General features: G+C 66.0%; 24 protein-coding genes. 16 read left to right on the forward strand and 8 right to left on the reverse strand.

The annotated features are described in order from the left end of the window. Positions 1–3 precede the first annotated feature (3 nt). From FHW64_RS21465 to purT, 4 genes are all read right to left on the reverse strand, one after another. On the reverse strand, positions 4–879 hold the full coding sequence (locus FHW64_RS21465; RefSeq protein WP_184529962.1) for a branched-chain amino acid ABC transporter permease: 876 nt from the start codon (positions 877–879) through the stop codon (positions 4–6). Positions 880–970: 91 nt separating this feature from the next. After that, on the reverse strand, positions 971–1,714 hold the full coding sequence (locus tag FHW64_RS21470; RefSeq protein WP_184530462.1) for an AraC family transcriptional regulator: 744 nt from the start codon (positions 1,712–1,714) through the stop codon (positions 971–973). Between the two features lie 176 nt (positions 1,715–1,890). Next, complete coding sequence (locus FHW64_RS21475) at positions 1,891–2,832, reverse strand: alpha/beta hydrolase (RefSeq protein WP_184529963.1); 942 nt, start codon at positions 2,830–2,832, stop codon at positions 1,891–1,893. Positions 2,833–2,861: 29 nt separating this feature from the next. Then, positions 2,862–4,076 (reverse strand): formate-dependent phosphoribosylglycinamide formyltransferase, encoded by a 1,215-nt coding sequence (purT, locus tag FHW64_RS21480; protein ID WP_184529965.1) that lies wholly within the window; start codon positions 4,074–4,076, stop codon positions 2,862–2,864. A 164-nt stretch (positions 4,077–4,240) separates the two neighbouring features. Between purT and FHW64_RS21485 the strand changes: the two genes are divergently transcribed. The 6 genes from FHW64_RS21485 to FHW64_RS21510 all read left to right on the forward strand — a co-directional run bounded on the left by FHW64_RS21485 (position 4,241) and on the right by FHW64_RS21510 (position 9,256). Further along, positions 4,241–5,089 carry a 3-hydroxybutyryl-CoA dehydrogenase gene (locus FHW64_RS21485; RefSeq protein WP_184529967.1) on the forward strand — a complete coding sequence of 283 codons (849 nt, stop codon included), beginning with the start codon at positions 4,241–4,243 and terminating at the stop codon, positions 5,087–5,089. A gap of 32 nt (positions 5,090–5,121) precedes the next feature. Further along, complete coding sequence (locus tag FHW64_RS21490) at positions 5,122–5,937, forward strand: crotonase/enoyl-CoA hydratase family protein (protein WP_184529969.1); 816 nt, start codon at positions 5,122–5,124, stop codon at positions 5,935–5,937. A gap of 83 nt (positions 5,938–6,020) precedes the next feature. Then, complete coding sequence (locus tag FHW64_RS21495; RefSeq protein ID WP_184529971.1) at positions 6,021–6,482, forward strand: MarR family winged helix-turn-helix transcriptional regulator; 462 nt, start codon at positions 6,021–6,023, stop codon at positions 6,480–6,482. Positions 6,483–6,531: 49 nt separating this feature from the next. Next, positions 6,532–6,960, forward strand: a complete 429-nt coding sequence (locus FHW64_RS21500; RefSeq protein WP_184529973.1) for an organic hydroperoxide resistance protein — start codon at positions 6,532–6,534, stop codon at positions 6,958–6,960. Positions 6,961–7,089: 129 nt separating this feature from the next. Then, entirely contained in the window at positions 7,090–8,211 is a 1,122-nt protein-coding gene (locus tag FHW64_RS21505; RefSeq protein ID WP_184529975.1) for a DUF2855 family protein, read from the forward strand. A gap of 13 nt (positions 8,212–8,224) precedes the next feature. Next, positions 8,225–9,256 (forward strand): serine/threonine protein kinase, encoded by a 1,032-nt coding sequence (locus FHW64_RS21510; protein WP_184529977.1) that lies wholly within the window; start codon positions 8,225–8,227, stop codon positions 9,254–9,256. A gap of 12 nt (positions 9,257–9,268) precedes the next feature. Here FHW64_RS21510 and FHW64_RS21515 read toward each other — a convergent pair whose 3' ends face one another. Both FHW64_RS21515 and FHW64_RS21520 read right to left on the reverse strand, forming a co-directional pair. Continuing rightward, positions 9,269–9,559: a hypothetical protein gene (locus FHW64_RS21515; RefSeq protein WP_184529979.1), complete on the reverse strand. Its 291-nt coding sequence runs from the start codon at positions 9,557–9,559 to the stop codon at positions 9,269–9,271. A gap of 505 nt (positions 9,560–10,064) precedes the next feature. Continuing rightward, complete coding sequence (locus tag FHW64_RS21520) at positions 10,065–10,952, reverse strand: LysR substrate-binding domain-containing protein (protein WP_184529981.1); 888 nt, start codon at positions 10,950–10,952, stop codon at positions 10,065–10,067. A 105-nt stretch (positions 10,953–11,057) separates the two neighbouring features. On the opposite strand from FHW64_RS21520, the gene FHW64_RS21525 reads away from it, so the two are divergent. Genes FHW64_RS21525 through FHW64_RS21535 form a run of 3 tightly spaced genes read left to right on the forward strand, consistent with a single transcriptional unit; the run spans position 11,058 to position 14,927 of the window. Beyond that, positions 11,058–12,752, forward strand: a complete 1,695-nt coding sequence (locus FHW64_RS21525) for an acyl-CoA dehydrogenase family protein (protein ID WP_184529983.1) — start codon at positions 11,058–11,060, stop codon at positions 12,750–12,752. A gap of 38 nt (positions 12,753–12,790) precedes the next feature. Beyond that, on the forward strand, positions 12,791–13,768 hold the full coding sequence (locus FHW64_RS21530; RefSeq protein ID WP_184529985.1) for a tripartite tricarboxylate transporter substrate binding protein: 978 nt from the start codon (positions 12,791–12,793) through the stop codon (positions 13,766–13,768). Positions 13,769–13,790: 22 nt separating this feature from the next. Further along, the gene (locus FHW64_RS21535) at positions 13,791–14,927 is read left to right on the forward strand and encodes a CaiB/BaiF CoA-transferase family protein (RefSeq protein ID WP_184529987.1); all 1,137 of its coding nucleotides are present in this window, start codon (positions 13,791–13,793) and stop codon (positions 14,925–14,927) included. Positions 14,928–14,932: 5 nt separating this feature from the next. On the opposite strand, the gene FHW64_RS21540 is transcribed toward FHW64_RS21535, so the two are convergent. Further along, a complete protein-coding gene (locus tag FHW64_RS21540; RefSeq protein ID WP_184529989.1) occupies positions 14,933–15,706 on the reverse strand; it encodes a DUF2189 domain-containing protein in 774 nt (257 codons plus the stop codon). 183 nt (positions 15,707–15,889) lie between these two features. Between FHW64_RS21540 and FHW64_RS21545 the strand changes: the two genes are divergently transcribed. Continuing rightward, positions 15,890–16,795: a DMT family transporter gene (locus FHW64_RS21545; RefSeq protein ID WP_184529991.1), complete on the forward strand. Its 906-nt coding sequence runs from the start codon at positions 15,890–15,892 to the stop codon at positions 16,793–16,795. A 40-nt stretch (positions 16,796–16,835) separates the two neighbouring features. On the opposite strand, the gene htpG is transcribed toward FHW64_RS21545, so the two are convergent. Beyond that, positions 16,836–18,875 carry a molecular chaperone HtpG gene (gene htpG / locus FHW64_RS21550; RefSeq protein ID WP_184529993.1) on the reverse strand — a complete coding sequence of 680 codons (2,040 nt, stop codon included), beginning with the start codon at positions 18,873–18,875 and terminating at the stop codon, positions 16,836–16,838. Positions 18,876–19,139: 264 nt separating this feature from the next. Between htpG and FHW64_RS21555 the strand changes: the two genes are divergently transcribed. Genes FHW64_RS21555 through FHW64_RS21580 form a run of 6 tightly spaced genes read left to right on the forward strand, consistent with a single transcriptional unit; the run spans position 19,140 to position 24,530 of the window. After that, positions 19,140–19,766, forward strand: a complete 627-nt coding sequence (locus tag FHW64_RS21555) for a hypothetical protein (protein ID WP_184529995.1) — start codon at positions 19,140–19,142, stop codon at positions 19,764–19,766. Positions 19,767–19,813: 47 nt separating this feature from the next. Then, complete coding sequence (locus tag FHW64_RS21560; protein ID WP_184529997.1) at positions 19,814–20,455, forward strand: hypothetical protein; 642 nt, start codon at positions 19,814–19,816, stop codon at positions 20,453–20,455. A 19-nt stretch (positions 20,456–20,474) separates the two neighbouring features. Then, entirely contained in the window at positions 20,475–21,134 is a 660-nt protein-coding gene (locus FHW64_RS21565) for a hypothetical protein (RefSeq protein ID WP_184529999.1), read from the forward strand. Then, the gene (locus FHW64_RS21570; RefSeq protein WP_184530001.1) at positions 21,131–21,625 is read left to right on the forward strand and encodes a hypothetical protein; all 495 of its coding nucleotides are present in this window, start codon (positions 21,131–21,133) and stop codon (positions 21,623–21,625) included. Before FHW64_RS21565 ends, FHW64_RS21570 begins: the two co-directional genes overlap by 4 nt. Continuing rightward, entirely contained in the window at positions 21,622–22,455 is an 834-nt protein-coding gene (locus FHW64_RS21575; RefSeq protein ID WP_184530003.1) for a hypothetical protein, read from the forward strand. The genes FHW64_RS21570 and FHW64_RS21575 overlap by 4 nt, the downstream gene beginning before the upstream one ends. Next, positions 22,452–24,530: an SdrD B-like domain-containing protein gene (locus FHW64_RS21580; protein WP_184530005.1), complete on the forward strand. Its 2,079-nt coding sequence runs from the start codon at positions 22,452–22,454 to the stop codon at positions 24,528–24,530. Before FHW64_RS21575 ends, FHW64_RS21580 begins: the two co-directional genes overlap by 4 nt. Positions 24,531–24,586 lie beyond the last annotated feature (56 nt).

Here is a 24,586-nt window from a genome sequence, read left to right on the forward strand (position 1 = left end):
CCCTCAGACTTTCTTGCGCAGTTTTTCGCCGAACAGGCCGTTGGGTTTGACCATCAGCATGATCAGCACCACGATGTACGGCGCGGTGTCCTTGAAGCCGTCGGGCAGATAGAACCCCGCGAGCGATTCGACGATGCCGATGATCAGCCCGCCGACGATCGCGCCCGGGAGGCTTCCGAAACCACCGACCACCGCTGCCGGGAAGGCCTTGAGGCCAATGAAGCCCATGTTGGCGTGCACGAAGGTGATCGGTGCGAGCAGCATGCCTGCGATCGCGGCAACCGCTGCAGCCAAACCCCACACCAGCCCGTTGAGCCGCTTCACGGGAATGCCCATGTAGTAGGCCGCGAGCTGGTTCTGCGACGACGCCTGCATCGCGATGCCGAGCTTGCTGTAGCGGAACATCGCGAACAGCAGCGCGCAGAGCACCGCGGTCGCGAAGATGATCACCATCTGCTCGACGTTGAGCACCAACTCGCCGAGCTTCCAGATCTCATCCTTGTAGGGCACGGCCAGCGTGTGCGTCTCGGTGCCGATGGCCGGGATCATCGTGATGAGCCCGCGCGCCACGTAGCCGATGCCGATGGTCAGCATGACGATGGAAAACTGCGGCTGGCCGAGGATGGGCCGGATCACGACAAGCTCCAGCAGCACGCCGAAGGCCACCATCGCGCCAATGGCCAGCAGCGCCGCGAGCCAGAACGGCAGCCCGAACAGCGACATGCCCGCGAAGGCAGCGAAAGCGCCGAGCATCATGAGTTCGCCCTGCGCGAAGCTCACAGTCTCGGTGGCCTTGTAGATCAGCACGAAGCCCAGAGCGATCAGGCCGTAGATGCAGCCTTGAGCGACGCCTGAAAGCAAAAGCTGGAGTAGTTGCAAGGGTCTCGTCCGGGTTTCGCGGTTTATAGCGGCGGGTCCGCCACGCCGCGCAGAGGGTTGTCCCGCATTCGACGGCCGCGGCCGCCGCGCCTTACTGAATCAGCGCCAGCCTTCTCGACCCGGCGAGGATGTCGCTGGGCCGGAGGCCGTAGACCTGCCGGATCGAATGGCTGAAGTGAGTCGAATCGGGGTAGCCGGTGTCGAGCGCGATGTCCGTCAACGACGCGCTCTGGCGCACATAGCGCAACAGGCTGCGCGCGCGCTTCCATGCACGGAAGGCGCGAAAGGTCACGCCGGTTTCCTGCTTGAACAAATGGAGGAATCGCGAAAACGAGAGCTTGACCGCGGCGGCGCACTCCTCAGCCGAAGTCTGCGCGGCCGGATCGGCGTTGATACGGTCGACCACCGCGCGGATGCGCGCGTCAATGGCGCGTGGCGCCAGCGGCTCGTCGAAGAAGAGCGAGTCGAACTCGAAGCCCTCGAAGCTGCCGCTGCCCGAGGCATCGAGCAGCCGCGCATAGGCCTCGCGGACGCACCGCACGAAGGCCGGCGCATCGACCGGGCCGCAGTGCTGCATGAAGTGCGGCAGGCGCGAAGGATCTACAGAGTCGGCTTCGATGAGCAGGTTGAGCACCAGCCGGTGCTCGGTCTTGACCTGGTGCGGCACCTGCGGCGGCACCACCAGCAGTTCGCCGCTTTGCCAGGCACCGCCTCCGATGCGAATGGAGAGCGGCGCGCCAGTCGGCGAGACGTAGACGCCATGCCCGCCCATGGTGCGCTCCGCCGCATCACCAAGCAGGCCGGCGTAGAACACGCGCTCCGTCGTGATCCACATGAGGCGCTCGCCGCGGCGGTTGCCGCGCGGCGCAAGCGTCGATTGGGTACTGACCAAGATGTCGCCCTCCGCGCGGAGGATCGTAGCGGCGGGCGGACTTTCAGCACCCGATGGCGACGCGGGGACTTTCCCTTAAGCGGCCACTTTGCTGTCGCAAAGGCGACTCAGGCCACCCCTCAGGGCTTCAGCGCCCGGCGCAGTTCAGCCGCGCAAAGTCCCACTGCCACGTTGGCTTCGTCAAGGATGCGGCCCATGGTGATGAAGCCGTGGATCTGGCGCTCGAAGCAGACGTAACTCGCGCGGTTGCCGGCTTCGGTGAGCGCGCGTGCGTAGTCCAGGCCTTCGTCGCGCAGCGGGTCGTAGCCGGCGGTGATCACCAGTGCCGGCGGCAGGCCCTTGAGGTTTTCGTGCAGCAGCGGGGAAGCGCGCCAGTCGAGATCGTGCTTCGCATCGTCGATGTAGTGGTCGTGGAAGTAGGTGATGCTGTCGCTGGTCAGCACATAGCCCTGCCCGTTGGTGGTGTGCGAAGGGTGGCCGCGCCGCATGTCGGTGGCCGGGTAGATCAGCAGCTGGAAAGCGATCGGCAGGTTGCCCGCTTCGCGCGCGGCGATCGAGACCACAGCAGCGAGGTTGCCGCCTGCACTGTCGCCACCGACCGCGAGACGGTTGGCATCGACCTTGAGCGAGGCCGCCTGCTGGCGCACCCAGCGGGTGGCGGCGAGCACGTCGTCCACCGCCGCAGGAAAGCGATGCTCCGGCCCCATGCGGTAGTCCACCGCGACCACCGCGCATCCGGAGAGATTGCACAGCTCCCGGCAGAGGGTGTCGTGCGTGTCGAGGTCGCCGATGGTCCAGCCGCCGCCGTGGTAGTAGACGAGCACCGGCAGCACCGCCGATGCATCCGAACCCAGTGGCCGGTAGTAGCGCAGCGGAATCGCCCCGTGCAGCCCCTCGGCGCTCAGATCCTGCACCAATGCCACTTCGCCCGGCTCTGGCTGCGCAAGAGCCCGCCGCTCGCGGTAGAACCTGCGCGCGTCGGTGTATGGCAGCGTGTGCGTGGGCGGCACGCCTTTCTCGATCAGCAGGTCGATGAAGGCCTTGGCTTGGGGATGCAGCATGAGGAGGTCTCCGTTGTTGTCGAATCAGATCAGGCTTGGCGCGGCTTGACGCGCGACGCCGCTTCCTTGGCGTTTCGGCGCGCGGTGTCGACATCGGCGGCATGCGCGAGCGCCACGCCCATGCGGCGCTTGACGAAGCTTTCAGGCTTGCCGAAGAGCCGCACGTCGACGCCCGGCACCGCCAGCGCATGCGCGACGCCGTCGAAGGCGATGCCCTTGGCATCCACACCGCCATAGACCACGGCGCTTGCGCCCGGGCTCTTGAGGCTGGTGTCGACCGGCAGGCCGAGGATCGCGCGGGCGTGCAGCTCGAACTCGTTCTGCCACTGCGTCGCCATGGTCACCATGCCGGTGTCGTGCGGACGCGGGCTGACTTCGCTGAACCAGACCTGCTCGCCCTTCACGAACAATTCCACGCCGAAGAGCCCCTGCCCGCCGAGGTCGGACGTGACCGCGCGTGCGATGCCCTGCGCCTTCTGGAGCGCCACCGGCGACATCGGGTGCGGCTGCCAGCTTTCGACGTAGTCGCCGCTGACCTGCACATGGCCGATCGGGTCGCAGAAGTGCGTCTGCACCGCGCCGCTGGCGTCGAGCGCGCGCACGGTGAGCAGCGTGATCTCGTAGTCGAAGTCGATGAAGCCCTCGACGATCACCCGGCCGTGGCTCACGCGGCCGCCGGCCATGGCGTAGTCCCAGGCCTTTTGCACGTCCGCGGGGCCGTCGATCTTGCTCTGGCCCTTGCCGGAGCTGCTCATCACGGGCTTGACGATGCACGGGTAGCCTATTGCTTCCCCATTCGCGCCGTCGATGGCCGCTTGCAGCTCGGCCAGCGAATCGCAGAACTTGTAAGGGCTGGTCGGCACGCCGAGCGTTTCGGCGGCGAGACGGCGGATGCCTTCGCGATCCATCGTGAGGCGCGCCGCGCGGGCGGTGGGGATCACGCGCACCACGCCGGCTTCTTCCAGCTGCTGGAGCATCGGCGTGGCGATCGCCTCGATCTCGGGCACGACGAGTTGGGGTTTCTCGGCCTCGATCAGCGCCTTGAGCTGCTCCGGATCGCTCATGGTGATGGTGCGGGCATGGTGCGCCACCTGCTGGCCGGGCGCGTTTTCGTAGCGGTCGACCGCGATGGTTTCCACGCCGAGGCGCTGGAGGGCAATAAGGACTTCCTTGCCGAGCTCGCCGGAGCCGAGAAGCATCACGCGGGTGGCAGAGGGGGAAAGGGGCGTTCCAAGGGTGGTCATGGTGCGGTTCCGTCGCTTGCAGGGTGAACGCGGCACTGTAAATCACCCGGGCCTGTCACACGCGGCAACGGGTGCCTGCCAAGGCTGTTTCACAATCGCTGCATGCGGCGCCGGCACAGTGGGCTTGGCGCCCCTTCATTTTTCATCTCTAGGAAAGCAATCCCATGACCATTCAGACCGTCGGCATCATTGGCGCAGGAACGATGGGCAACGGCATCGCGCAGGCATGCGCGGTTGCCGGTGTCAACGTCGTCATGGTCGACATCGCACAGGCCGCCGTGGACAAGGGCATCGCCACCGTGGCGGGCAGCCTCGACCGGCTGATCAAGAAGGACAAGCTCACCGCCGCCCAGAAGGAAGCGGCGCTGGCCCTTATCAAGGGCTCGACCAGCTACGACGACCTCAAGAGCGCGCAGCTCGTGATCGAGGCCGCCACCGAGAACTACGAGCTCAAGCTCAAGATCCTCAAGCAGTTGGACGCCATGCTGCCGCCCGAGGTGATCGTCGCGTCGAACACCTCGTCGATCTCGATCACGCAGCTCGCCGCGGCGACCTCGCGTCCGGACCGCTTCATCGGCATGCACTTCTTCAACCCGGTGCCGATGATGGCGCTGGTGGAGATCATCCGCGGCTACCTCACCAGTGATGCGACGCACGATACGGTGAAGGCGCTGTCCGAACGCCTCGGCAAGTCGCCGATCACGGTGAAGAACGCGCCGGGCTTCGTGGTCAACCGCATCCTCGTGCCGATGATCAACGAGGCCTTCTTCGTGCTGGCAGAAGGGCTTGCCACAGCGGAAGACATCGACGCGGGCATGAAGCTCGGCTGCAACCAGCCGATCGGCCCGCTGGCGCTGGCCGACATGATCGGCCTCGATGTGTGCCTGGCGGTGATGGAGGTGTACCTGGAGCAGTTCGGTGACTCCAAGTACCGTCCTTGCCCCCTCCTCAAGGAAATGGTCGCTGCAGGCCAACTCGGTCGCAAGACCGGCCGAGGCGTGTACACGTACTGAGGCCAGGACAGAAGAAGAAGGAGACAAGCTGAATGACCGCCACGCCCACCACGCCGCCACCCGAAGGCTGTATCGATACGCAGGTGCTCGACCATGTGCTGCTGATCGGCATCAACCGCCCTGCCAAGCGCAACGGCTGGACACCGCCGATGTTCCGCCAGTTGGCCGAGGCGTACACGCGGCTCGATGACGATCCTTCGCTGCGCGTGGGCGTGCTGCATGCCTTCGGTGATCACTTCACGGCAGGACTGGACCTTCCGGCAGTCGCCGAGTTCATGAAGCGCGGCGAGAAGGCCGTGCCGCAAGGGCTCGTCGAGCCGCACGACTTCGGCCTGCCGGGCTATCGCCGGCGCACCAAGCCGATGGTGGTGGCGGTCAAGGGCATCTGCTTCACCGTGGGCATCGAGCTGATGCTCGGCGCGGACATCGTGGTCGCGGCGGACAACTGCCGCTTCTCGCAGATGGAAGTGCAGCGCGGGATCATGGCCACGGGCGGCGCGACGCTGCGCATGGCCGAACGCGCGGGACTTGGCAATGCGATGCTGCATCTGCTCACTGCCGATGAGTTCGACAGCGCCGAGGCGTTTCGCCTGAACTTCGTGCAGCGGGTCGTCCCTGCCGGCCAGGAGCTCGACGAGGCCCTGCGCATCGCGCAACGCATCGCGGCGCAAGCCCCGCTCGCCGTCGTCGCGACGCGCCTCAACGTGATGAAGGCGATCGAGAAGGGGCCGCTTTCCGCGGTCGAGGATTTCATCCCGGTGCAGCAGCAGCTCGCGAACAGCGAGGATGCTGCGGAAGGCGTGCGCTCGTTCGTCGAACGCCGCCCTGCGCGTTTTACCGGCCGCTGAGTTGGAGCGGCCTGCGGGCCGCCCCAAACATCTCGCTACAAATTAAATTGCACGCAATTAAATTGCTGTCTACAATTCGCCCCATGCGTACCTCAGCCTCCTCTGCTCCCACTGCTGACGAGATGCTGCGCCTGGACAACCAGCTGTGCTTCGCGGTCTATTCCGCCTCGCTGGCAATGACCAAGCTGTATAAGCCGCTGCTCGAAAAGCTCAAGCTCACCTATCCGCAATACCTCGTGATGCTGGTGCTTTGGGAGCGCGACGGCCTCATGGTGTCCGAACTCGGCGAAAAGCTCTCGCTCGATTCCGGCACGCTCACTCCGCTCCTGAAGCGGCTCGAAACCAGCGGCCTCGTGGCCCGCATCCGCGACGTGGCGGACGAGCGCCGCGTGCATGTCAACCTCACCGCCGCCGGCCGCAAGCTCAAGTCGCGCGCCGTCGCAGTCCCCGCTTGTCTCCTGGCTGCATCCGAATGCTCACTCGACGAGATCGCATCGCTCACGCAGCAGGTGCAGCATCTGCGCGATCGCATCAAGGCGCGCTAGTTACCCATTTTTTTGTTCCCGTTCCACCCACCAACCTGAAGGAAGCATCATGGTCAAGAAACTCGACAAGGTCCTCTACACCGCACAAGCCCACACCACTGGCGGCCGTGACGGCGGCGCCGGCAAGAGCAGCGACAGCGCGCTCGACGTCAAGCTCAACCCACCCGGTTCCGGCAAGCCTGGCACCAACCCGGAGCAGCTTTTCGCCGTCGGCTACTCGGCCTGCTTCATCGGTGCCATGAAGGCGGTGTCGCCCAAGATCAACGTCAAGGTGCCTGAAGACGTGGCGGTCGAGGCCAGCGTGTCGCTCGGCCCGATCGACGGCGGCGCCGCCTACGGCATCGCGGTCAAGCTGGCCATCACGCTGCCCGGCCTCGACGACGCGCAGAAGAAGCTGCTCGTTGAAACCGCGCACCAGGTGTGCCCGTACTCCAACGCGACCCGCGGCAACGTCGAGGTCGAACTGACCGTCAACTGATCCGCTCTCCAGCGCATCGACAAGAGCCCGCCGGGGCGTCGCCTATGCGACGGCCCGGTGGGCTTTTTTCATGCAACCGAAGCGGCGCTGCGCTAAGGTGCTCCCCGCCCAAGGCAACAGGAGAACCTCGTGAGCACGACCCACTTCCTGGTCCGCAAGGACAACCTCTCTTCCACGCGCCTGCACACCGCCGACGATCAACGTCTTGCGGACGGGCAGGTCCGCGTACGCATCGACAGCTTCGCCCTCACCTCCAACAACATCACCTACGCTGCGTTCGGCGATTCGATGAGCTACTGGCAGTTCTTCCCGAGCGGCGAGGAAGGCTGGGGAATCATTCCGGTGTGGGGTTTCGCGACGGTGGTGGCTTCGCTGCACCCCGGCGTCGCGGTCGGCGAGCGGCTGTACGGCTACTTCCCGATGGCGTCCGGCGCAGTGCTGACGCCCAAGCGTCTGTCGCCCGGCATGCTTTCCGAGGGCGCGGAGCATCGGGCCGCGCTGCCCGCGGTCTACAACCAGTACTTCCGCTGCAAGTCCGACCCGCTCTACACCGCCGACACCGAGGACATCCAGGCGCTGCTGCGGCCGCTCTACATCACGTCGTGGCTCATCGACGATTTCCTGCACGACAACGATTTCTTCGGTGCACGGCCGGGCGCGGTGCTGCTGTCGAGCGCTTCGAGCAAGACGGCCTATGGCACCGCCTTCCAGCTTGCGCAACGCGAGGGCATCCAGGTCGTCGGCCTGACTTCGGCGGCCAACAAGGACTTCTGCACGAGCCTCGGCTGCTACCACCGCGTGCTCGCCTACGACGAACTCGACCAGATACCGGCCGATACGCCCTCCGTCTACGTGGACTTCGCTGGCAATGGCGAGTTGCGGCGCGCCATCCACACGCGCTTCACCCAGCTCAAGCACAGCGCCGTGATCGGCGGCACGCACGTCGAGCAGCTTGCGCCGGGCGGTACCGCCAAGGAACTTCCCGGTCCACGCGCGACCTTCTTCTTCGCTCCAGCGCAGATCAAGAAGCGTGTCGGCGAATGGGGCGAAGCGACCTTCGGCCAGCGGCTGGCCGAGGCTTGGCGAACCTTCACCGGCCGGGTTACGGACACGAAGACGCCGTGGCTGCGGGTGGAACACCACGACGGCGACGCCGCTGTGCAGGCCGCCTACGCCGAAGTGCTCGCCGGCAAGGGCGACCCGCGCGTCGGCCACATCCTTTCGTTCGCGAGGAATCCGGTCTCAAGCTAGCGACAATCTCCGCATGACCCAGTCTGCGGCACCCGCCAACGCCCATCCTTACGAGAGCCTCACGCCGGACGTGGTGCTCGACGCACTGGCCACGCTCGGCCTTTACGGCGACGGCCGGCTCACCGCGCTCAATTCGTACGAGAACCGGGTCTACCAGGTCTACCTGGAAGACCGCGTCCCGGTGGTGGTCAAGTTCTACCGGCCGGGTCGCTGGACCGAAGCCGAGATCCTCGAAGAGCACAGCTTCTCCACCGAACTCGCCGCCGCAGAAGTACCTGCCGTGCCACCGATGGCGATCAATGGCCGCACGCTGCACCACCACGGCGGATTCGCGTTCAGCGTGAGCCCCTATCGCGGCGGTCGCGCGCCGGAGCTTGACGATTTCGAAGTGCTCGAATGGATCGGCCGCTTCCTCGCGCGCATCCATTCAGTCGGCGCGCAGAAGCCCTTCGTTTCGCGGCCCGCGCTCGATCTGCAGACCTTCGGCATCGCGTCGCGCGACTGGCTGATCGGGCATCACATGGTGCCGCTCGATGTCCAGCGCGAATGGGAAGCGGCCTGCAGCGAAGCGTTCCAGATGATTGCCTCGACGGCGCTCGGCGACGGGCCGGGCGATGCCGACCCACCGCTCGCCAAACTCCGGCTGCACGGCGACGTGCACCCCGGCAACATCCTCTGGACGCCGACTGACCGGCCCGACGGCGGCCCGCACTTCGTCGACCTCGACGACGCGCGCACGGGCTTCGCAGTGCAGGACCTCTGGATGCTGCTGTCTGGCGACCGCGCGCAGCGCACCGGGCAACTCAGCGGCCTGCTCGACGGCTACGAGCAGTTCCGCAGCTTCGACCGGCGCGAACTGGCCCTGATCGAGCCGCTGCGCACGCTGCGGCTCATCCACTACAGCGCGTGGCTTGCGCGTCGCTGGGAAGACCCGATCTTCCCGATCAACTTCCCGTGGTTCGGCACCAGCGACTACTGGAAGGGGCAGATCCAGATGCTGCAGGACCAGTGCGAGGCGATGGCGGAAGATCCGCTCTACGCCTGACCCGAACCCCGCTCAGTGCACCTTGTGCTTGAGGGCCTTGCGCAACGAGCGAATGGAAGCGTCGACGGGCTCTGTGCAGCGGACCACTTCTGCGTTGATCACCGCGACCAGCGCGCGCAAATCGCCGGGCTCGAAGCTGAACTGCTCGTGAGGTGGCGTCAGGTAGATCGGCGTCAGCAGGCCTTCGAGGCATGTGACGGCGCGAAGGGCTCGCTTGAGATTGCAGAAATCGTCGTCGAGCTGCACAGCAGATAACGACGCCTTGCGCAGCGGTGACACGGGTGCGCGATTGGATTTAGCCATGGATGGCCTCCCTGCGGGTTCGGTTTTAAAGAACCGCCGCTACCGAGTCCAATCGGAGGCGGCGACTCGAACGGGTTGGACTACCGGGAACCCGCTTGCGCGAACCGGCGAGCCTCGCGGCTCCCCGCCCGAGCCGCCAAAAAATGGTGGCACGAACGACGAAGCCGCAGAACCTCTGCGGTTGCTGCGGCTTGCATCGCAGCGGGTTTGCGGGAGTCCAATCCCGATCACGTTTTTCTCTGACGTGACCGGCGCAGTATAGCCATGGGGTTGGCGCACCAGCTACCGCGCATGGGGCGACCACCGTCAGTAGGCTTCGCTCGCGTGAGCCGGACAGATAGGCGGCGAGCGCATCCGGCGAGACGTGCTCGTCCGAAAATCACATTGAAGCAGTCGAACTCCTTGGCCACGTCGAAGTCCTGCAGCGAGTCTGGACCGCGAGTAGCCGGCGGACGCATGACGGACCGTTCTGGCTCTCAAGCACCAACTCACTGCGAATCTAGCCCTAAGCGTTCCCGCGGCCGGCCTGCACAGTGCGCAGAAAAGCCTGCACCACTGCGTTCTCCGGTCCGTCGCGCCACACGCAATAGGACTCGGAGTGCGCGCCCTGCTCTTCCAGCGGCCGGAAGACTGCGCCGCGCAATGCCGAGTGATGCAGCGCATTCGGAACCAGCGCGACGCCCATCCCCTGCGACACCAGCGACACCACCGACAGCCAGTGGCGCACTTCATGGCGCACTTCCGGCCGGAATCCCGCGTCGGCGCAGATGGCGAGGATGCGCTCGTGATAGTCCGGCGACACATTGCGCGAAAAGAGCACGAACGGTTCATCGCGCAGGCTCGCCGTGGGCACGGTGCGCCGCCGCGCAAGGCGATGACCGACCGGCAGGCAGGCGACGAAGGGTTCGGACATCAACAGCACATGCCGAAGCTCCGCCGGCATGCGACTCGTGTGCACGAAGCCAAAGTCCAGGCGGTCATGCAGCAGCTCTGAAATCTGTTCACCCGAATTGAGTTCTGACAGCGTGACGCGCACCGCCGGGTGCTTTGCCTGGAACTTGCGCAGCGCCTGCGGCAACCCCCGGTAGAGCATCGCGCCGACGAAACCGATGCGCAGCCGTCCGGCCGAGCCCTGCGAGACATCGCGCGCCTCGAGCGCTGCCTCTTCGGCCTGCCGCAGCAGCGCGCGGGCCGAAGCCAGCAATGCATCGCCGGCAGGAGTCAGGCGCACTTCCTTGCTGTTGCGGTCGAACAGCCGCGCGCCGACGGAGTCTTCCAGCTGCCTTATTGCGACGCTCAGCGGTGGCTGCGAAATCGACAGCCGACGCGCGGCACGTCCGAAGTGCAACTCTTCGGCTAGGACAACGAAGTAGCGCAGATGTCGCAGTTCCATGCGGCGCAGTCTCCCACGATAGGCAAATCGGATCAATCGAGACCAATTCGATATTGGACAAGAATCGTCGCGCGCTCGAACATCCATCCACAAAGGAGACGAGCCATGTTCAGCACCGCCGCCCACCCCGTGCCCGACCGCCACGGGCAGAACCTCTTCACCACCGACACCGAGCTGCACAAGCTCATCGCGCTGTACCTTCCGCCCGATCTGGCGCGGCACATGCAGCCGCACTTCGAGCGCCTCGGCGCACTCGCCGGCGGCCCGCTCGATGAGCTGGCCCAGACCGCCGACCGCAATCCGCCGACGCTCAAGCTGCGTACCCGCACCGGCATCGACGACCAGAAGGTGATCAAGCATCCGGCCTATGTCGAGATGGAACGCCTCGCACTGAGCGAGTTCGGCCTTGCCGCGATGTCACACCGCGAAGAGACCCTGGGCTGGAAGGGCAAGATGCCGCCGCTGGTCAAGTACATCCTGACCTATCTCTTCGTGCAGGCCGAGTTCGGCCTGTGCTGCCCGGTCTCGATGACCGACTCGCTGGCGCGCACGCTCAAGAAGTTCGGCAGCCCCGAGCTGGTCGAGCGCTTCCTGCCGCGCTTCCAGTCGGTCGACTTCGACACGCTGGCGCAGGGCGCGATGTTCATGACCGAGCAGGCCGCCGGCTCCGACATCGCGGCCACGGCGACCAGCGCCGCGCAAGACGCATCAGGCCAGTGGCGCCTGACCGGCGACAAGTGGTTCTGCTCCAACCCCGACGCGGATTTCGCGATGGTGCTCGCGCACGTCGAAGGCGCGCCGGCGGGCATGAAGGGTGTGTCGCTGTTCCTGCTGCCGCGCCAGCTCGACGACGGCAGCGCCAACCACTACCGCATCATCCGGCTCAAGGACAAACTGGGCACGCGCTCGATGGCCAGCGGCGAGATCCGGCTCGAAGGAGCCGTCGCGTACCTCGTCGGCGAACAGGGCCGCGGCTTCGTGCAGATGGCCGACATGGTCAACAATTCGCGTCTGTCGAACGGCGTGCGCGCCGCAGGGCTGATGCGCCGCGCGGTCTCCGAAGCCGAATACATCGCGAGCGAACGCCGCGCCTTCGGCAAGCGCCTCGTCGACATGCCGCTGATGCAGCGCCAGTTGACCAAGCTGCGACTGCCGGCCGAGCAGGCGCGCACGATGGTGTTCCAGACCGCATTGGCGCTCGCGCGTTCGGACGGCGGCGACACGTCTGCCTATCCGCTGCTGCGCATCCTCACGCCGCTCATCAAGTTCCGCGCCTGCCGCGATGCACGCAAGGTGACCGGTGACGCAATGGAAGTGCGCGGCGGCTGCGGCTACATCGAAGAATGGTCCGATCCGCGACTCGTGCGCGATGCGCACCTGGGCTCGATCTGGGAAGGCACGAGCAACATCGTCGCGCTCGACGTCCTGCGCGCCATCAAGCGCGAGGATTCGTTGACTGCACTCCAGGCGCACTTCGGCAAGCTGCTTGACGAAGCGACGATCGCACCGGCCTTTGCGACCGCGCTGCGCGACGCGCTCACTCGCGCCGCCGCACTGGCCGCAACCGCCACGCAGGAAAGCGGCGATGTCATCGCGCGCCAGGCCGCATCCGCGCTCTATCACACCTGCAGTGCGATCGCGATGGCCTGGGAGGGCTCTCGCACGGGCTCCGCGCAGCGCGTCGAGTGGGCACAGCTGGTGCTGCTGCATCGCGTGCTGCCGCGCGATCCGCTCACGCCCGACGCGGTGCCTGCCGACTGGTCCGCGAAAGCCGCGACGCCCGCGCTCGCCACTGCCTGAATCTGCGCATTCCACGATCACGACTACAGGAGACATTCATGAAACGATTCCTCGCACCCCTTCTCGTTGCCTGCGCCTCGGTGCTGCCCATGGTGCCTGCAGCCCACGCCGACAGCTTTCCCGACAAGCCCCTGACGCTGGTCGTGCCCTTCCCGCCAGGCGGGCCGACCGATGCGATGGCGCGCACGCTCGCCGCCGAGATCAAGGAGGTCATCGGCCAGACGATGATCGTGGACAACCGAGGCGGCGCGGGCGGCAACATCGGTGCCGAGCTGGTCGCGCGCGCGCCGGCGGACGGCTATGTGCTGCTGTTCGGCACCTCCGGGCCGCTCGCGATCAACTCGAGCCTCTATCGCAAGATCAACTACGACCCGTCGAAGAGCTTCGCGCCGGTGATCCAGGTCGGTCACCTTCCGAACATCCTGGTCGTGAATCCCTCGGTGCCGGTCAAGAACGTCAAGGAGCTGATCGCCTACGCCAAGAGCAATCCGGGCAAGCTGAGCTACGCCTCGTCGGGCAACGGCGCTTCGTCGCACCTCGCGGGCGTGCTGTTCAACTCGATGGCCGGCGTGGACCTGCAGCACATTCCGTACAAAGGCACCGGTCCGGCGTTGACCGATCTGCTGGGCGGCCAGGTGAGCATGAGCTTCACCGACGTTCTGACCGCCATGCCCTACCTCAAGACCGGCAAGCTGCGCGCACTGGGCGTGACCACTGCCCAGCGCTCGCAGGCGTTGCCCGACGTGCCTACCCTCGCCGAGCAAGGCCTGAAGGGCTATGACGTGAGCGTGTTCTTCGGCATCGTCGCGCCCGCCGGTACGCCGCCGGACCGCGTGAAGAAGCTCAACGAGGCCTTCGCGAAGGTGCTCGCATCGCCGAAGGTGAAGCAGCAGTTCGCAAGCCAGGGCCTGGAGCCCGCGCCGTCGACTTCGCCTGAAGCGCTCGGCAAGTTCATCCCCGAGCAGATGAACATGTGGGCGTCGGTGGTCAAGCAATCGGGCGCGCAGCTCGACTGAGCCGGATCGAGGAGCCATAGCCATGACCACGAACGCCCGCCCCACCGGCGCCCTCGCGGGTGTCCGCGTGCTCGACATCTCCCGCATCCTCGGTGGCCCTTACTGCGGCCAGATCCTCGGCGATCACGGCGCCGACGTGCTCAAGGTCGAACCTCCGCAAGGCGACGACACGCGCACCTGGGGCCCGCCCTTCCGCGAGGGCGTGGCGTCTTACTACCACGGGCTCAATCGCAACAAGCGCGTCCAGCATCTGGATCTCGGATCGCCCGAGGGGCGCGAGGCACTGCTGGCTTTGGTCGCCGAGGCCGATGTGCTGATCGAGAACTTCAAGACCGGCACGATGGAACGCTGGGGCATCGGCTACGACACGCTGTCGAAGCGCTTCCCGCGCCTCGTCTGGTGCCGCGTCTCGGGCTTCGGCGCGGATGGCCCGCTCGGCGCGCTACCGGGCTACGACGCTGCGGTGCAGGCGATGACCGGCATCATGAGCATCAACGGCGAAGCGGATGGCGGCCCGCTGCGGGTGGGACTGCCGGTGGTCGACATGGTGACCGGCCTCAACGCGGTGATCGGCGTGCTGCTCGCGCTGAACGAACGCCAGCGCAGCGGACGCGGCCAATTCGTGGAAGCGGCGCTCTACGACAGCGGCCTCTCGCTGCTGCATCCGCATGCGGCGAACTGGTTCATGGACGGCACCGCGCCGAAGCGCACCGGCAATGCGCATCCGAACATCTACCCCTACGACGCGCTCAAGACGCGTACCGATCCGATCTTCGTGGCCGTGGGCAACGACCGGCAGTTCGCAAGTTTCTGCGCGTGCATCGGGCAGCAGCCACTGTCGGAAGACCCGCGATACGCCACTGCAGGGCAGCGGTCCGTCAACCGCGATGGACTCAAGCAGCAACTTGAAGCCGCATTGGCCGACTTCGATGGCCGCGAACTGGTCGACACGCTGATGGCGGCCGGCGTGCCCGCGGCACCAGTGCTGCCGGTGGACGCCGCGCTCACGCATCCGCACACCGCGCATCGCGGCATGGTGGTGGAGCTCGAAGGCGGCTATCGCGGCATCGGCTCACCGGTGAAGCTCAGTCGCACGCCGGCGACGTACCGGCATGCGCCGCTCACGCCGGGCGAGCGCTTCATCGATCCGACCTGCTGAGACCTCTAGGTGTCGACCATCTCGCGGTAGGCATGCCAGCTCGCATGTGCGAGCCACGGGAAGGTCACGATGAGCCCGAGCATGAACGTCGCGAAGCCCGCGGCTGTCAGGGTTGCGATCAACGCAGCCCACAGCAGCATGGCTACCGGATTGCGGGCACAGCACCGCAAGCTGGTCAGCGCCGCGGTGATCACGTCCACGGGCCGATCCATCAGCGACGGCACGCTGACGACACCCAGCGCAAAAACCACCGCAGCCACCGCGGCGCCTACCGCGAGGAAGGCGAGCACGAGACTGACCGGCTGGCCCGGCAGGAGCAGGGACGGAGGCAGATGCGGCACGCGCTGCACCTGCTCGGTAAAGAACATTGCGAACACGATGGCCGCCAGGCGCTCCCAGGCCAGGTACGCCAGCGCAAGCACCAGACCGAACATCGCAATCGAATCCCCGTTGCCGCGCCACGCTTGAAAGGCCTGCGTGGTGTCCGGAGCGGCGGACTGCTCCCGCTGGCGCGACAGCGCATACATCGGCATGGCAATGAAGGGGGCCACCAGCAGGAATCCGCCAAGCAGCGCTGGTGCAAGGTAGGTGGCCTGCCAAGTCACTGTCGTCAGGATCAGGCCGAGGACCGCAACCACCGCACCGATGCCGAAGCTCACACCGGGACGGAACGCAAGGTCCCGTGCCCCCATCCACAGCCATGCGAATGGTCGCAGCGCGCCGACCCGGCGCACCGCGGGAGCCTCCAGAGGGGATTGACTGTCGAGCGGATGGTCCATCGCGCGCACTCCTTCGCCGTGCCCTCGGCGCGATGACCAGCATAGTCAATGCGCATCGCTGCGGTTTGACGCCAATCAAGGCTTGCCTTCTTTCCAGGGCCCGGGCTTCCGGCGGAGATAATGTGCGGCCAGGTGCCGACGTGATCGCGATGCGCTGCCTGCGACCACCTCACCTCTCCTGGAATGTCCCCCGCGAACAAGGCCCCAAAAGCCCCGGACCTGAGCACCGGCATCGCGCTCGTCCTGCTGACCACATGCATGTTTGCCGGCAGCGACTCGACGATCAAGTACCTCGGTGGATCGATTCCCGTGCTGGTCCTCTTGTGGGTCCGCTACATGTTCCAGACCGCCACGATGGCGGGATGGCATCTGATGCGGGGCGGCGCGCTCAAGGTCCGAAGCCGCGTGCCCGCGCTGCAGTGCCTGCGCGCCGTCTTGTTGCTCTGCAATTCGGCGGCTTCGTTCTACGGCGTTCAGCTGATTCCGCTCGCCGAATTCACCGCCCTCATGCTGCTCGCGCCCGTGGCCACCACCGTGCTGAGTGCGCTCGTGCTCAAGGAGCGGGTCTCCCCGGCGCGATGGGCCATGGTCGCGCTCGGCGTCGTCGGCATGCTGGCCGTCGTTCGGCCCGCAGGTGCGGGTGCGTTGGGCTGGGGTGCGCTGCTGCCTATCTCCAGCGCGCTCTGTTATGCGGCCTTCCAGCTGGTGACGCGCCGCATCGCCAGCGCTGACGATCTTGTCGTCACCAACTTCCTTTCGGCGCTGCTAGTGACGTTGGTGCTGGGGCTTGTTCTGTTGGCGCTTCCGCTCGATCTCGCGCCGACGCTACGCCTCGCGAGCGGCAAGCAATGGGCCCTGTTGCTGCTGATGGGCACCTTCGCAACCGCAGGCCACGTCAGCATGGCAGGCGCGGTTCGCCTCGCGCCGCTTTCCGTGCTGATGCCCTTCGCCTACGCGCAGATCATTTTTGCGACCGCGATCGGGTGGCTGCTGTTCGCCCATGCGCCTGACATCTGGGCGGTCGCAGGCATCTGCCTCATCGGGCTGGGTGGCATCGGAACCGTGTGGCTGAACGGCCGGGCGACCTGACGCGCGCGTTCTCGCGCCTCGGTCGGCCCGGCACGCTGACTCAGGCCAGCAGTGCGTTCACACGTCGCACATAGGCTGCCGGATCGGCCGGCAAGCCCCCCTCGGCGAGCAGCGCCTGGTCGAACAGGATGTTCGCCAGATCGTCGAAGTGTGCCGAGCCTTCGAGCTTCTTCACGAGCGGGTGGTCGGCGTTGACTTCGAGCACCGGCTTCACTTCGGGCGCAGCCTGGCCGGCCTGCTTGAGCATGCGCGCGAGCTGCGTACTCATGCCGCCGTCCTGCACGACGAGGCAGGCGGGTGAATCGACGAGACGCGTGGTCACGCGCACGTCCTCGGCCTTGTCCTTGAGCGCTTCCTTGAGGCGTTCCAGCACCGGCTTGAACGATTCGGCTGCTTCCTCGGCCGCCTTCTTCTCGGACTCGTCCTGCAGCTTGCCGAGATCGACCGCGCCCTTGGCCACGCTCTGGAGTTGCGTGCCGTCGAACTCGGTGAGGTAGTTGAGCGCCCATTCGTCGACGCGGTCCGTCATCAGCAGCACCTCGATGCCCTTCTTCTTGAAGATCTCGAGCTGCGGGCTGTTCTTGGCGGCCGCCAGCGTATCCGCGGTGATGTAGTAGATCGCGTCCTGGCCTTCCTTCATGCGCGACTTGTAGTCGGCCAGGCTCACGGTTGCGGTGTCGCTGGTGGTCGATGCAAAGCGCAGCAGCTTGGCGATGCGCTCGCGGTTGACGAAGTCCTCGCCGAGGCCTTCCTTGAGCACCGCGCCGAACTCGGCGTAGAACTTCGCGTACTTGCCCGATTCGTCGGCGAAGTCCGCGGCGGCCTCTGCTGCGGGCGTCGGCTTGGCGTTCTTGTCGACCACGTCGGTCACGCCCTCGGTCGGTTCGGGCGACGGCACGGCCTCGCCCGAGCCCACGTCGATCTTGCCTTCGCTGCTTTCGCTGCCGGTCTTCTGCTTCTTCGCGAGGTCTTCCAGCATGCCGAGCACGCGCTTGGTGCTGCCTTCGCGGATGGCCTTCACGTCGCGGCTTTCCTGCAGCAGTTCGCGGCTCACGTTGAGCGGCAGGTCGGCCGAGTCGATCACGCCCTTGACGAAGCGCAGGTAGCTCGGAAGCAGCGATTCGGCGTCATCCATGATGAAGACGCGCTTGACGTAAAGCTTCACGCCGGCGTGCTTGTCGCGGTTCCAGAGGTCCATCGGCGCCTTGGCCGGGATGTACAGCAACTGCGTGTACTCGGTGTTGCCTTCGACGCGGTTGTGGCTCCATGCGAGCGGCGCGTCGTAGTCGTGGCTGATGTTCTTGTAGAACTCGACGTACTGCTCTTCGGTGACGTCCTTCTTCGGACGGCTCCAGAGTGCGTTCGCCTGGTTGACGGTCTCCCACTCGCCGGTCTTGACCATCGAGCCGCCCTTGTTCTCCTCGCCTTCTTTCCACTCCTCTTTTTCCATGAGGATGGGCAGCGAGATGTGATCGGAATACTTGCCGATCACCGACTTGAGCTTCCAGGCGTTGAGGTATTCGTCCGCGTCGTCGCGCAGGTGCAGCGTGACGCTGGTGCCGCGCTGCGGGCGGTTGATGCTGTCGACTTCGAAGTCACCGGCGCCCGCGCTCACCCAGCGCACGCCCTCTTCGGCCGGCAGTCCCGCGCGGCGCGATTCGACGGTGATCTTGTCGGCCACGATGAAGCCCGAGTAGAAGCCCACGCCGAACTGGCCGATGAGCTGCGCGTCGGCCTTCTGGTCGCCCGAGAGCTTGCTCATGAACTCGCGCGTGCCGCTCTTGGCAATGGTGCCGAGGTTGTCGATCGCTTCCTGCTGGCTCAGGCCGATGCCGTTGTCAGCGATGGTGATGGTCTTGGCGGCCTGGTCGAAGGACACCCGCACTTCGAGGTTGGGCTGGTCCTCGTAGAGCGCGGGCTGGTCGATCGCCTCGAAGCGGAGCTTGTCGCAAGCATCCGACGCGTTCGAGATCAGCTCACGCAGAAAGATCTCTTTGTTCGAGTAGAGCGAATGCGTGACGAGGTGAAGAAGTTGCGCGACTTCAGCCTGAAAAGGAAGTTTGGTCTTGGAAATTGTCATGACGCGTTGTCAGTCGAGAGAAAACACATCGCCGATGGCGAACCGACAACTTTACTAAAGGCCCTTGGCGTTACCAACCGTGACCGAATTCACGGCCGTAGTGGGCACCAACCTACAGCTACAAAGACTTACATCACAAAAGGGCCCCCAAAAGTACTCATTGAGACTTTTCTGAGAACTATGTCCTACGCCGTTTGTGGGAGGCCTCCTACAGTTCACCCATCGACTTCATCGCTGTGCCCCCTCCAATTTAGGAAATCAATCATGAAAAAGCTTCTCCTGGTCTCGATCGTTGCGGCTCTCGTTTCGCCGCTGGCAGCACTGGCTGATTCCGGTGTGGTCACCAACGCAGGCTCGAATGCAAAGGCCAATGCGAACCTGGACTTCAAGATCACCGTGCCGCGTCTTCTCTCGCTGCAGATCGGTGCGGCCAACAGCGTCGACCTGCTCGACTTCCAGGTTCCGGCCGCGGGCATCGGCAACGGCACCGCGGTGTCGGCGACGGGCGGTGACCAGACCAACGGCGCGGTGACGGTTCGCGTGCTTGCCAACGGCGCCAGCAGCGTGCAACTGAACTCGAAGACCACGGGTGCGATGAACAACGGCTCCGGCAGCACCATCGGCTGGGACCAGATCACCGTGGCTGAAGCCGCACTGCCGGCCCAGACCAGCGGCTACACGAACGGCGCGATCACGCACCCTGCGTTCAACACGAACGCGGCGAGCGGCGGCGACGGCACCGCCACCACGCTGACCGCCACCAACGGTCTGGTCCGCCAGGAAGGCAAGTGGACCTACGGCTACAAGAACCAGAACGTGGCCGCAGCCGGTACCTACGGCGGCGTGAACACGCAGAACGGCCGTGTGGTCTACACCGCCACGATGCCCTGAGCGAGCGGCATCCCGACTTCCGACTCATTCAACCTTCGTAAACGATCATGCGGACCTGGGCGCGGCTGGCGCTGCTGGCCGGGCTCGCCGCTGCTGCGCTGGGCTCGGCCCACGCCGAATCTCAATTCGTCAGTGGCGCAAGCGCCACGCTGACGGCGCAGGCCAAGCTCGATCTCGTGGTGACCATCCCGCGCATCCTGTACCTGCGCGTGGGCACCGGCACCGAGTACGCCAACAACGGCACGGTCGACATGATCAACTTCGCCGTACCGGCCGCTTCGGTCGGCAACGGCACGGCGGTGGCGGGCACCGGCGGTGACCTGGGCAACGGCGCCGTCACGGTGCGCGTCATGGGCAACGGCGGCGACATCACGCTCAATTCCAGCACCACCGGCCCGCTGAACAACGGCACGGCCAGCCAGCAGATCGGCTGGAACCAGATCAACGTCGCCAGCGCCGCACTGCCGAACACCACGGCCAACTTCAACAATGGCAGCATCACCCACCCGAGCTTCAATGCCACGGGCGGTGCGGGCTCATCGGTACTCCTGCCTGCAACCAACAAGATGGTTCGGCAGGAGGGCAAGTGGACCTACAGCTACGCGAACAACAATGTGGTGGCGGCCGGCACCTACGGTGGCGCCGGCGTCAACAATGGCCGAGTCACCTACACGGCGACCATGCCCTGAACCCCGGGAGATCGCGACAATGCCCAACGTGATGCGCCTTCCACCGCCCTCCGCTTCCGGTGCCAGAGCCTTTGCGGCCGCTGGGCTGGCCGTCGCCGGGCTCTTTGCCGCGACGGGCGCCCAGGCCTACCTGGTCAGCATCACGCCGGGTGCACGAGCGATCTACCTGCAGGTGGGTACCGGCACTTTCAGCGGCACCTACACCGGCGGCGGCACGCCGGGCAACAACACGACCGTCAATACGGTCACCGCCACCGTCCCGGCCAACGCCATCGGCACCGGTCCGCAGACGATGGCGACCAACAGCACGACCACCAACAGCCCCTACGACAACTACGCGTTCTGCACCCCGAGCAGCGGGCAGGTCTACGTGGGCGGTTTCTACCGGTCGAACAACTCCAGCCAGAACGCGACGCTGACGGTGACTGCGCCGGCCTATCTCGTCAACGCGACCAGCGACACCATCCCGATCAGCACGATCTCGTGGGTGTCCAGTGGTACCGGCGACACATCGGCGACGATCCCGAGCGGCACCTTCAATGGCTCGCGCCAGCTGCTGCTCTCGGTGGCGCGCAACAACTGGTTCGAGAGCTGCCTGACCTTCACCTATTCCAACGCGCAACTCGCGCCCGCCGGCACTTTCACCGGCCGCGCCGTTTACGAACTGGTGGCACCGTGAAGATCAATCCGCGCCAGATCCTCAAGGGCATCTTCCTCGCGCTGTGCGCCATCATCTTCGCGCTCCTGGCCATGCCTTCGCTGGCGCCAGCCGCAACGTTCCGCGTGGACGACACCGGCACGCTGGTCAGCCAGCCGGTCACGTCGATGAAATGGCGCCAGGTGGTGCCGTCGCGCACCGGCGACAACGCGGTGGAAGGCCAGCTGAGCGTTTCACTGCGCCTCAATCTCACCAACTGGATCAATCGTCCGGCGCGCATCTACATGGTGCTCGCGCCCACCGAGGGCGAACAGCTCATCGCCACCTGGCGCACACAGGGCCGCCTGCTGCCGGGCTCAGTGCGTGGCGGCGGGCGCGCGCTGGTGTTCGATGGCGTGGTCCTCGAACCTTTCCTGAATGAAACCATCCAGCTCAACCTGATGGCAGATGGCCGGCTGCTGACGCGCACTCAGCAGCTCCAGTTCTATTTCGAGATCGAGGTATCGCCTTGAACCGACTGACCGCACTTCGCCTGCTCCGCCAACCCGGACGCCTTCGATCGCTGACCCTGCTCGCACTGGGCTTCGGCGCGCTGAGTCAAGCCGCCTTCGCGCAGTTCGCGCTCGCGGTCTCGCCGCCGCGCTTCGAGCTGAAGGGCAAACCCGGCACGCCGATCCGCGAAGTGATCGAGCTGTCGCAGATCGACGCACGCCCGGGCGTCTACACGGTGCGCACAGCGGACTGGACCTTCAAGCCCGACGCCACCGTCGACTTCATCGATACGCTGGCACCCGACAGCTGCCGTCCGTGGGTTGCCATCGAACGCAAGGAAATCAACGTCACACCCGGGCGGCCTTACCGGTTCCGCTTCGAGGTCACTCCGCCGGCGGACACGCCGCCGATGGAATGCCGCTTTGCGATCCTCGTCGAAGGCAAGGAGCAGGCTGCGAGCGCGAACATGCCGATCGGCCTGTCGGCCCGGGTCGGCGTCGTCGTCTACGTGGCAGTCGGTGACGTGAAGCCGGCGCTCAGCGTGGTCGGCGCCACGGTGCAGACGGTCAACGGCATGAAGGTGCCGGTGCTTAAGGTGCGCAACGACGGCACCGCGCACGGCAGGCTCGCCGGCTTCCTCAAGGGCACGGATGCCAGCGGCACCGCGCTCGAATTCACCGCCGCCACGCTGCCCATCCTCCCCGGGGAAACACGCGACATCGCCTTGAGCGCGGCGCGCCCCGGCAATGCGGATGCCGCGGTGCAGGTCAGCTTTCCGGTGACGGTGCGCGGCAAGCTCGAATGGGGTGATTCCGGGTCGACAGAGATCGATCAGCGATTCGCTCCATGAGGGGCCGGCTCGCCTGCCTCGCGCTCGGCATGCTCGGCGCGGGCTCCGCGCTGGACAGCCGGGCCGAAGAGCCGGCGCCAGCCTATGAAGACCGCGTGCTCGAAAGCGGTCCGCAAGCAGAGGTCGACGAATCCGCGGTCGAAGCGCCCTCCACCGGCTGGCCGCGTGGCGGCAGCGTCGAGCTGCAATCGCAGCGCCAGCGCGTGGTCAGCGAAACGCGCAACCAGACACTGCAGTTCACCGGCTTTCTCGACACGCCGAACTACGGCGCCTTCTCCGCCGACGTGAGCCTGAACCGCTACCGCAGTCCGGTGACGGTGTTCGACCAGACCGGGCTCAATGGCACGCTCTACAACCTCTCGTATCTGAGCGGCAACACCGGCCGCATCGACCAGCGCGCAATGCCGTTCAACAACGGCTGGTACGCCAACAACAGCATCGGCGACATCAATACCGCCGCCACGCCGATGTCGCGCGGCCTGGGGCGCGTCTTCCTCCCATCGCTGCCGATCGAAGGCTTCTCAACGAGCTTCGAGAACCCGGGCCGCACCAGCATCAACGCGTCCAGCGGCCGGCTGGGCTTCTTCGACGGGATCAACTCGCAGGGCTTCACTGTCGGGCGCGGCAACGCATCCACCTTCGGCGCGCAGCAGCAGCTCACCGGAGACGACAACCCGCTCGGTATCAATCGCACGGACGCCGCCTTCCAGTGGGTCGACGCGCGCGACGTCAACCTGAACGGCGTGACCGGCTATGCGCAGAACACGCGCTCGTACTGGGGCGCGCTTTCGTGGCAGGGCGTGTCGCCCTGGGCCGATTCGGTCGGCTCCGGGATCGGCCCACTGACCGAACGCCCTGGCGGGATGCGCGTGCAGGCCAACTACGCACACAGCGAAGGCCAGCCGTCGACCATCGGCTCGCTCGCGCCGCGCGATTCGGCCAATGGCTTCTGGGTCGATGCCGACTGGCGCGGCGACTGGGCGCGCCAGAGCGCGAGCGCCTTCTATTTCGATCCGGCGCTTCGCTGGGGCAGCACGCCGATCGCGGGCGACCTGCAAGGCGTGAGCTGGCGCGGTGACGTCTCGACCCGGCAATGGCAGCTCGGCACCAACCTGGAGTTGAGCGAAAGCGTGAGCGGCCTCACCGGGCGCTCGCTCTTCGGCAATGTCTTCGGGCGTTACCGCTTCGATTCGCGCGATGCGATCTCTTCCACCTTCGCCGCGCGCACCGGCAGCCAGGCGGCGCAGTCGATCGAGGTCACGTGGGAACACATCTCGCCGACCTGGGGCCAGAGTCAGTGGCGCACGGACATCGCGCACGGCCGCGATTCGCAAGTGGTGCGCTTCGGCCTCGACCAGGCCTGGCAGGTGGCGGAAAACAGCTCGCTGTCGACCACGCTCGCGGTCGAGCAAGCCGAGCAACTCGGCGTCACCGCGCGTTCGGTGATCTGGGGCGCGCTCGGCAGCCTGCCCTTTCTCGCGAGCGGCCGGCTCGACCTGAGCGTGCGCGGCAGCAACGGCATCGGCAGCTACAACGCGCGCTATCTCAGCGGCAACGCACGCGTGAGCTGGGCGCTGGGTGCGGGCTGGTCGTTCTACGTCCAATACACCGCTGCGAACGGGCAGGAATCGCTCAATCCGGCCGTGGTGTCGGCGCTGACCGCGGCCACCCTGCCGCCCGTGGTGGTGCTGCCGTCCAGCCGGACGCTGCTGATGGCGATCCGCTACGAGGCGCGCGCAGGCACGACGACGGTGCCCATCGGCGGCAGTTCGGCCGGTGGTTCCGGCCGGCTCGAAGGCCATGTGTTCTTCGATCAGAACGGCAACGGTGTACGCGAAGCCAATGAAGGCGGCATCGCCGGCGTCACGGTGGTGCTCAACGGCCGCTTCGTCGCGCGCACGGATGCGCAGGGGCTGTACAGCTTCCCGGCCGTGGCGCCCGGCCATCACGAGATCGAACTCATCCCCGACAACCTGCCCCTGCCGTGGAGCAATCCGGGCCCCGCGACGCGTCGCATCGACGTGTTCGTGCGCGACACCACAACCGCCGACTTCGCCATCCAGCGCGACCGCTGACCTCCTTCCAAAGGAGGGTGTCGCACCCTTCACTTTTGGATCAAACTGCCGATATC

The organism is Variovorax sp. Sphag1AA (assembly GCF_014192575.1).
GTDB lineage: Bacteria > Pseudomonadota > Gammaproteobacteria > Burkholderiales > Burkholderiaceae_C > Variovorax.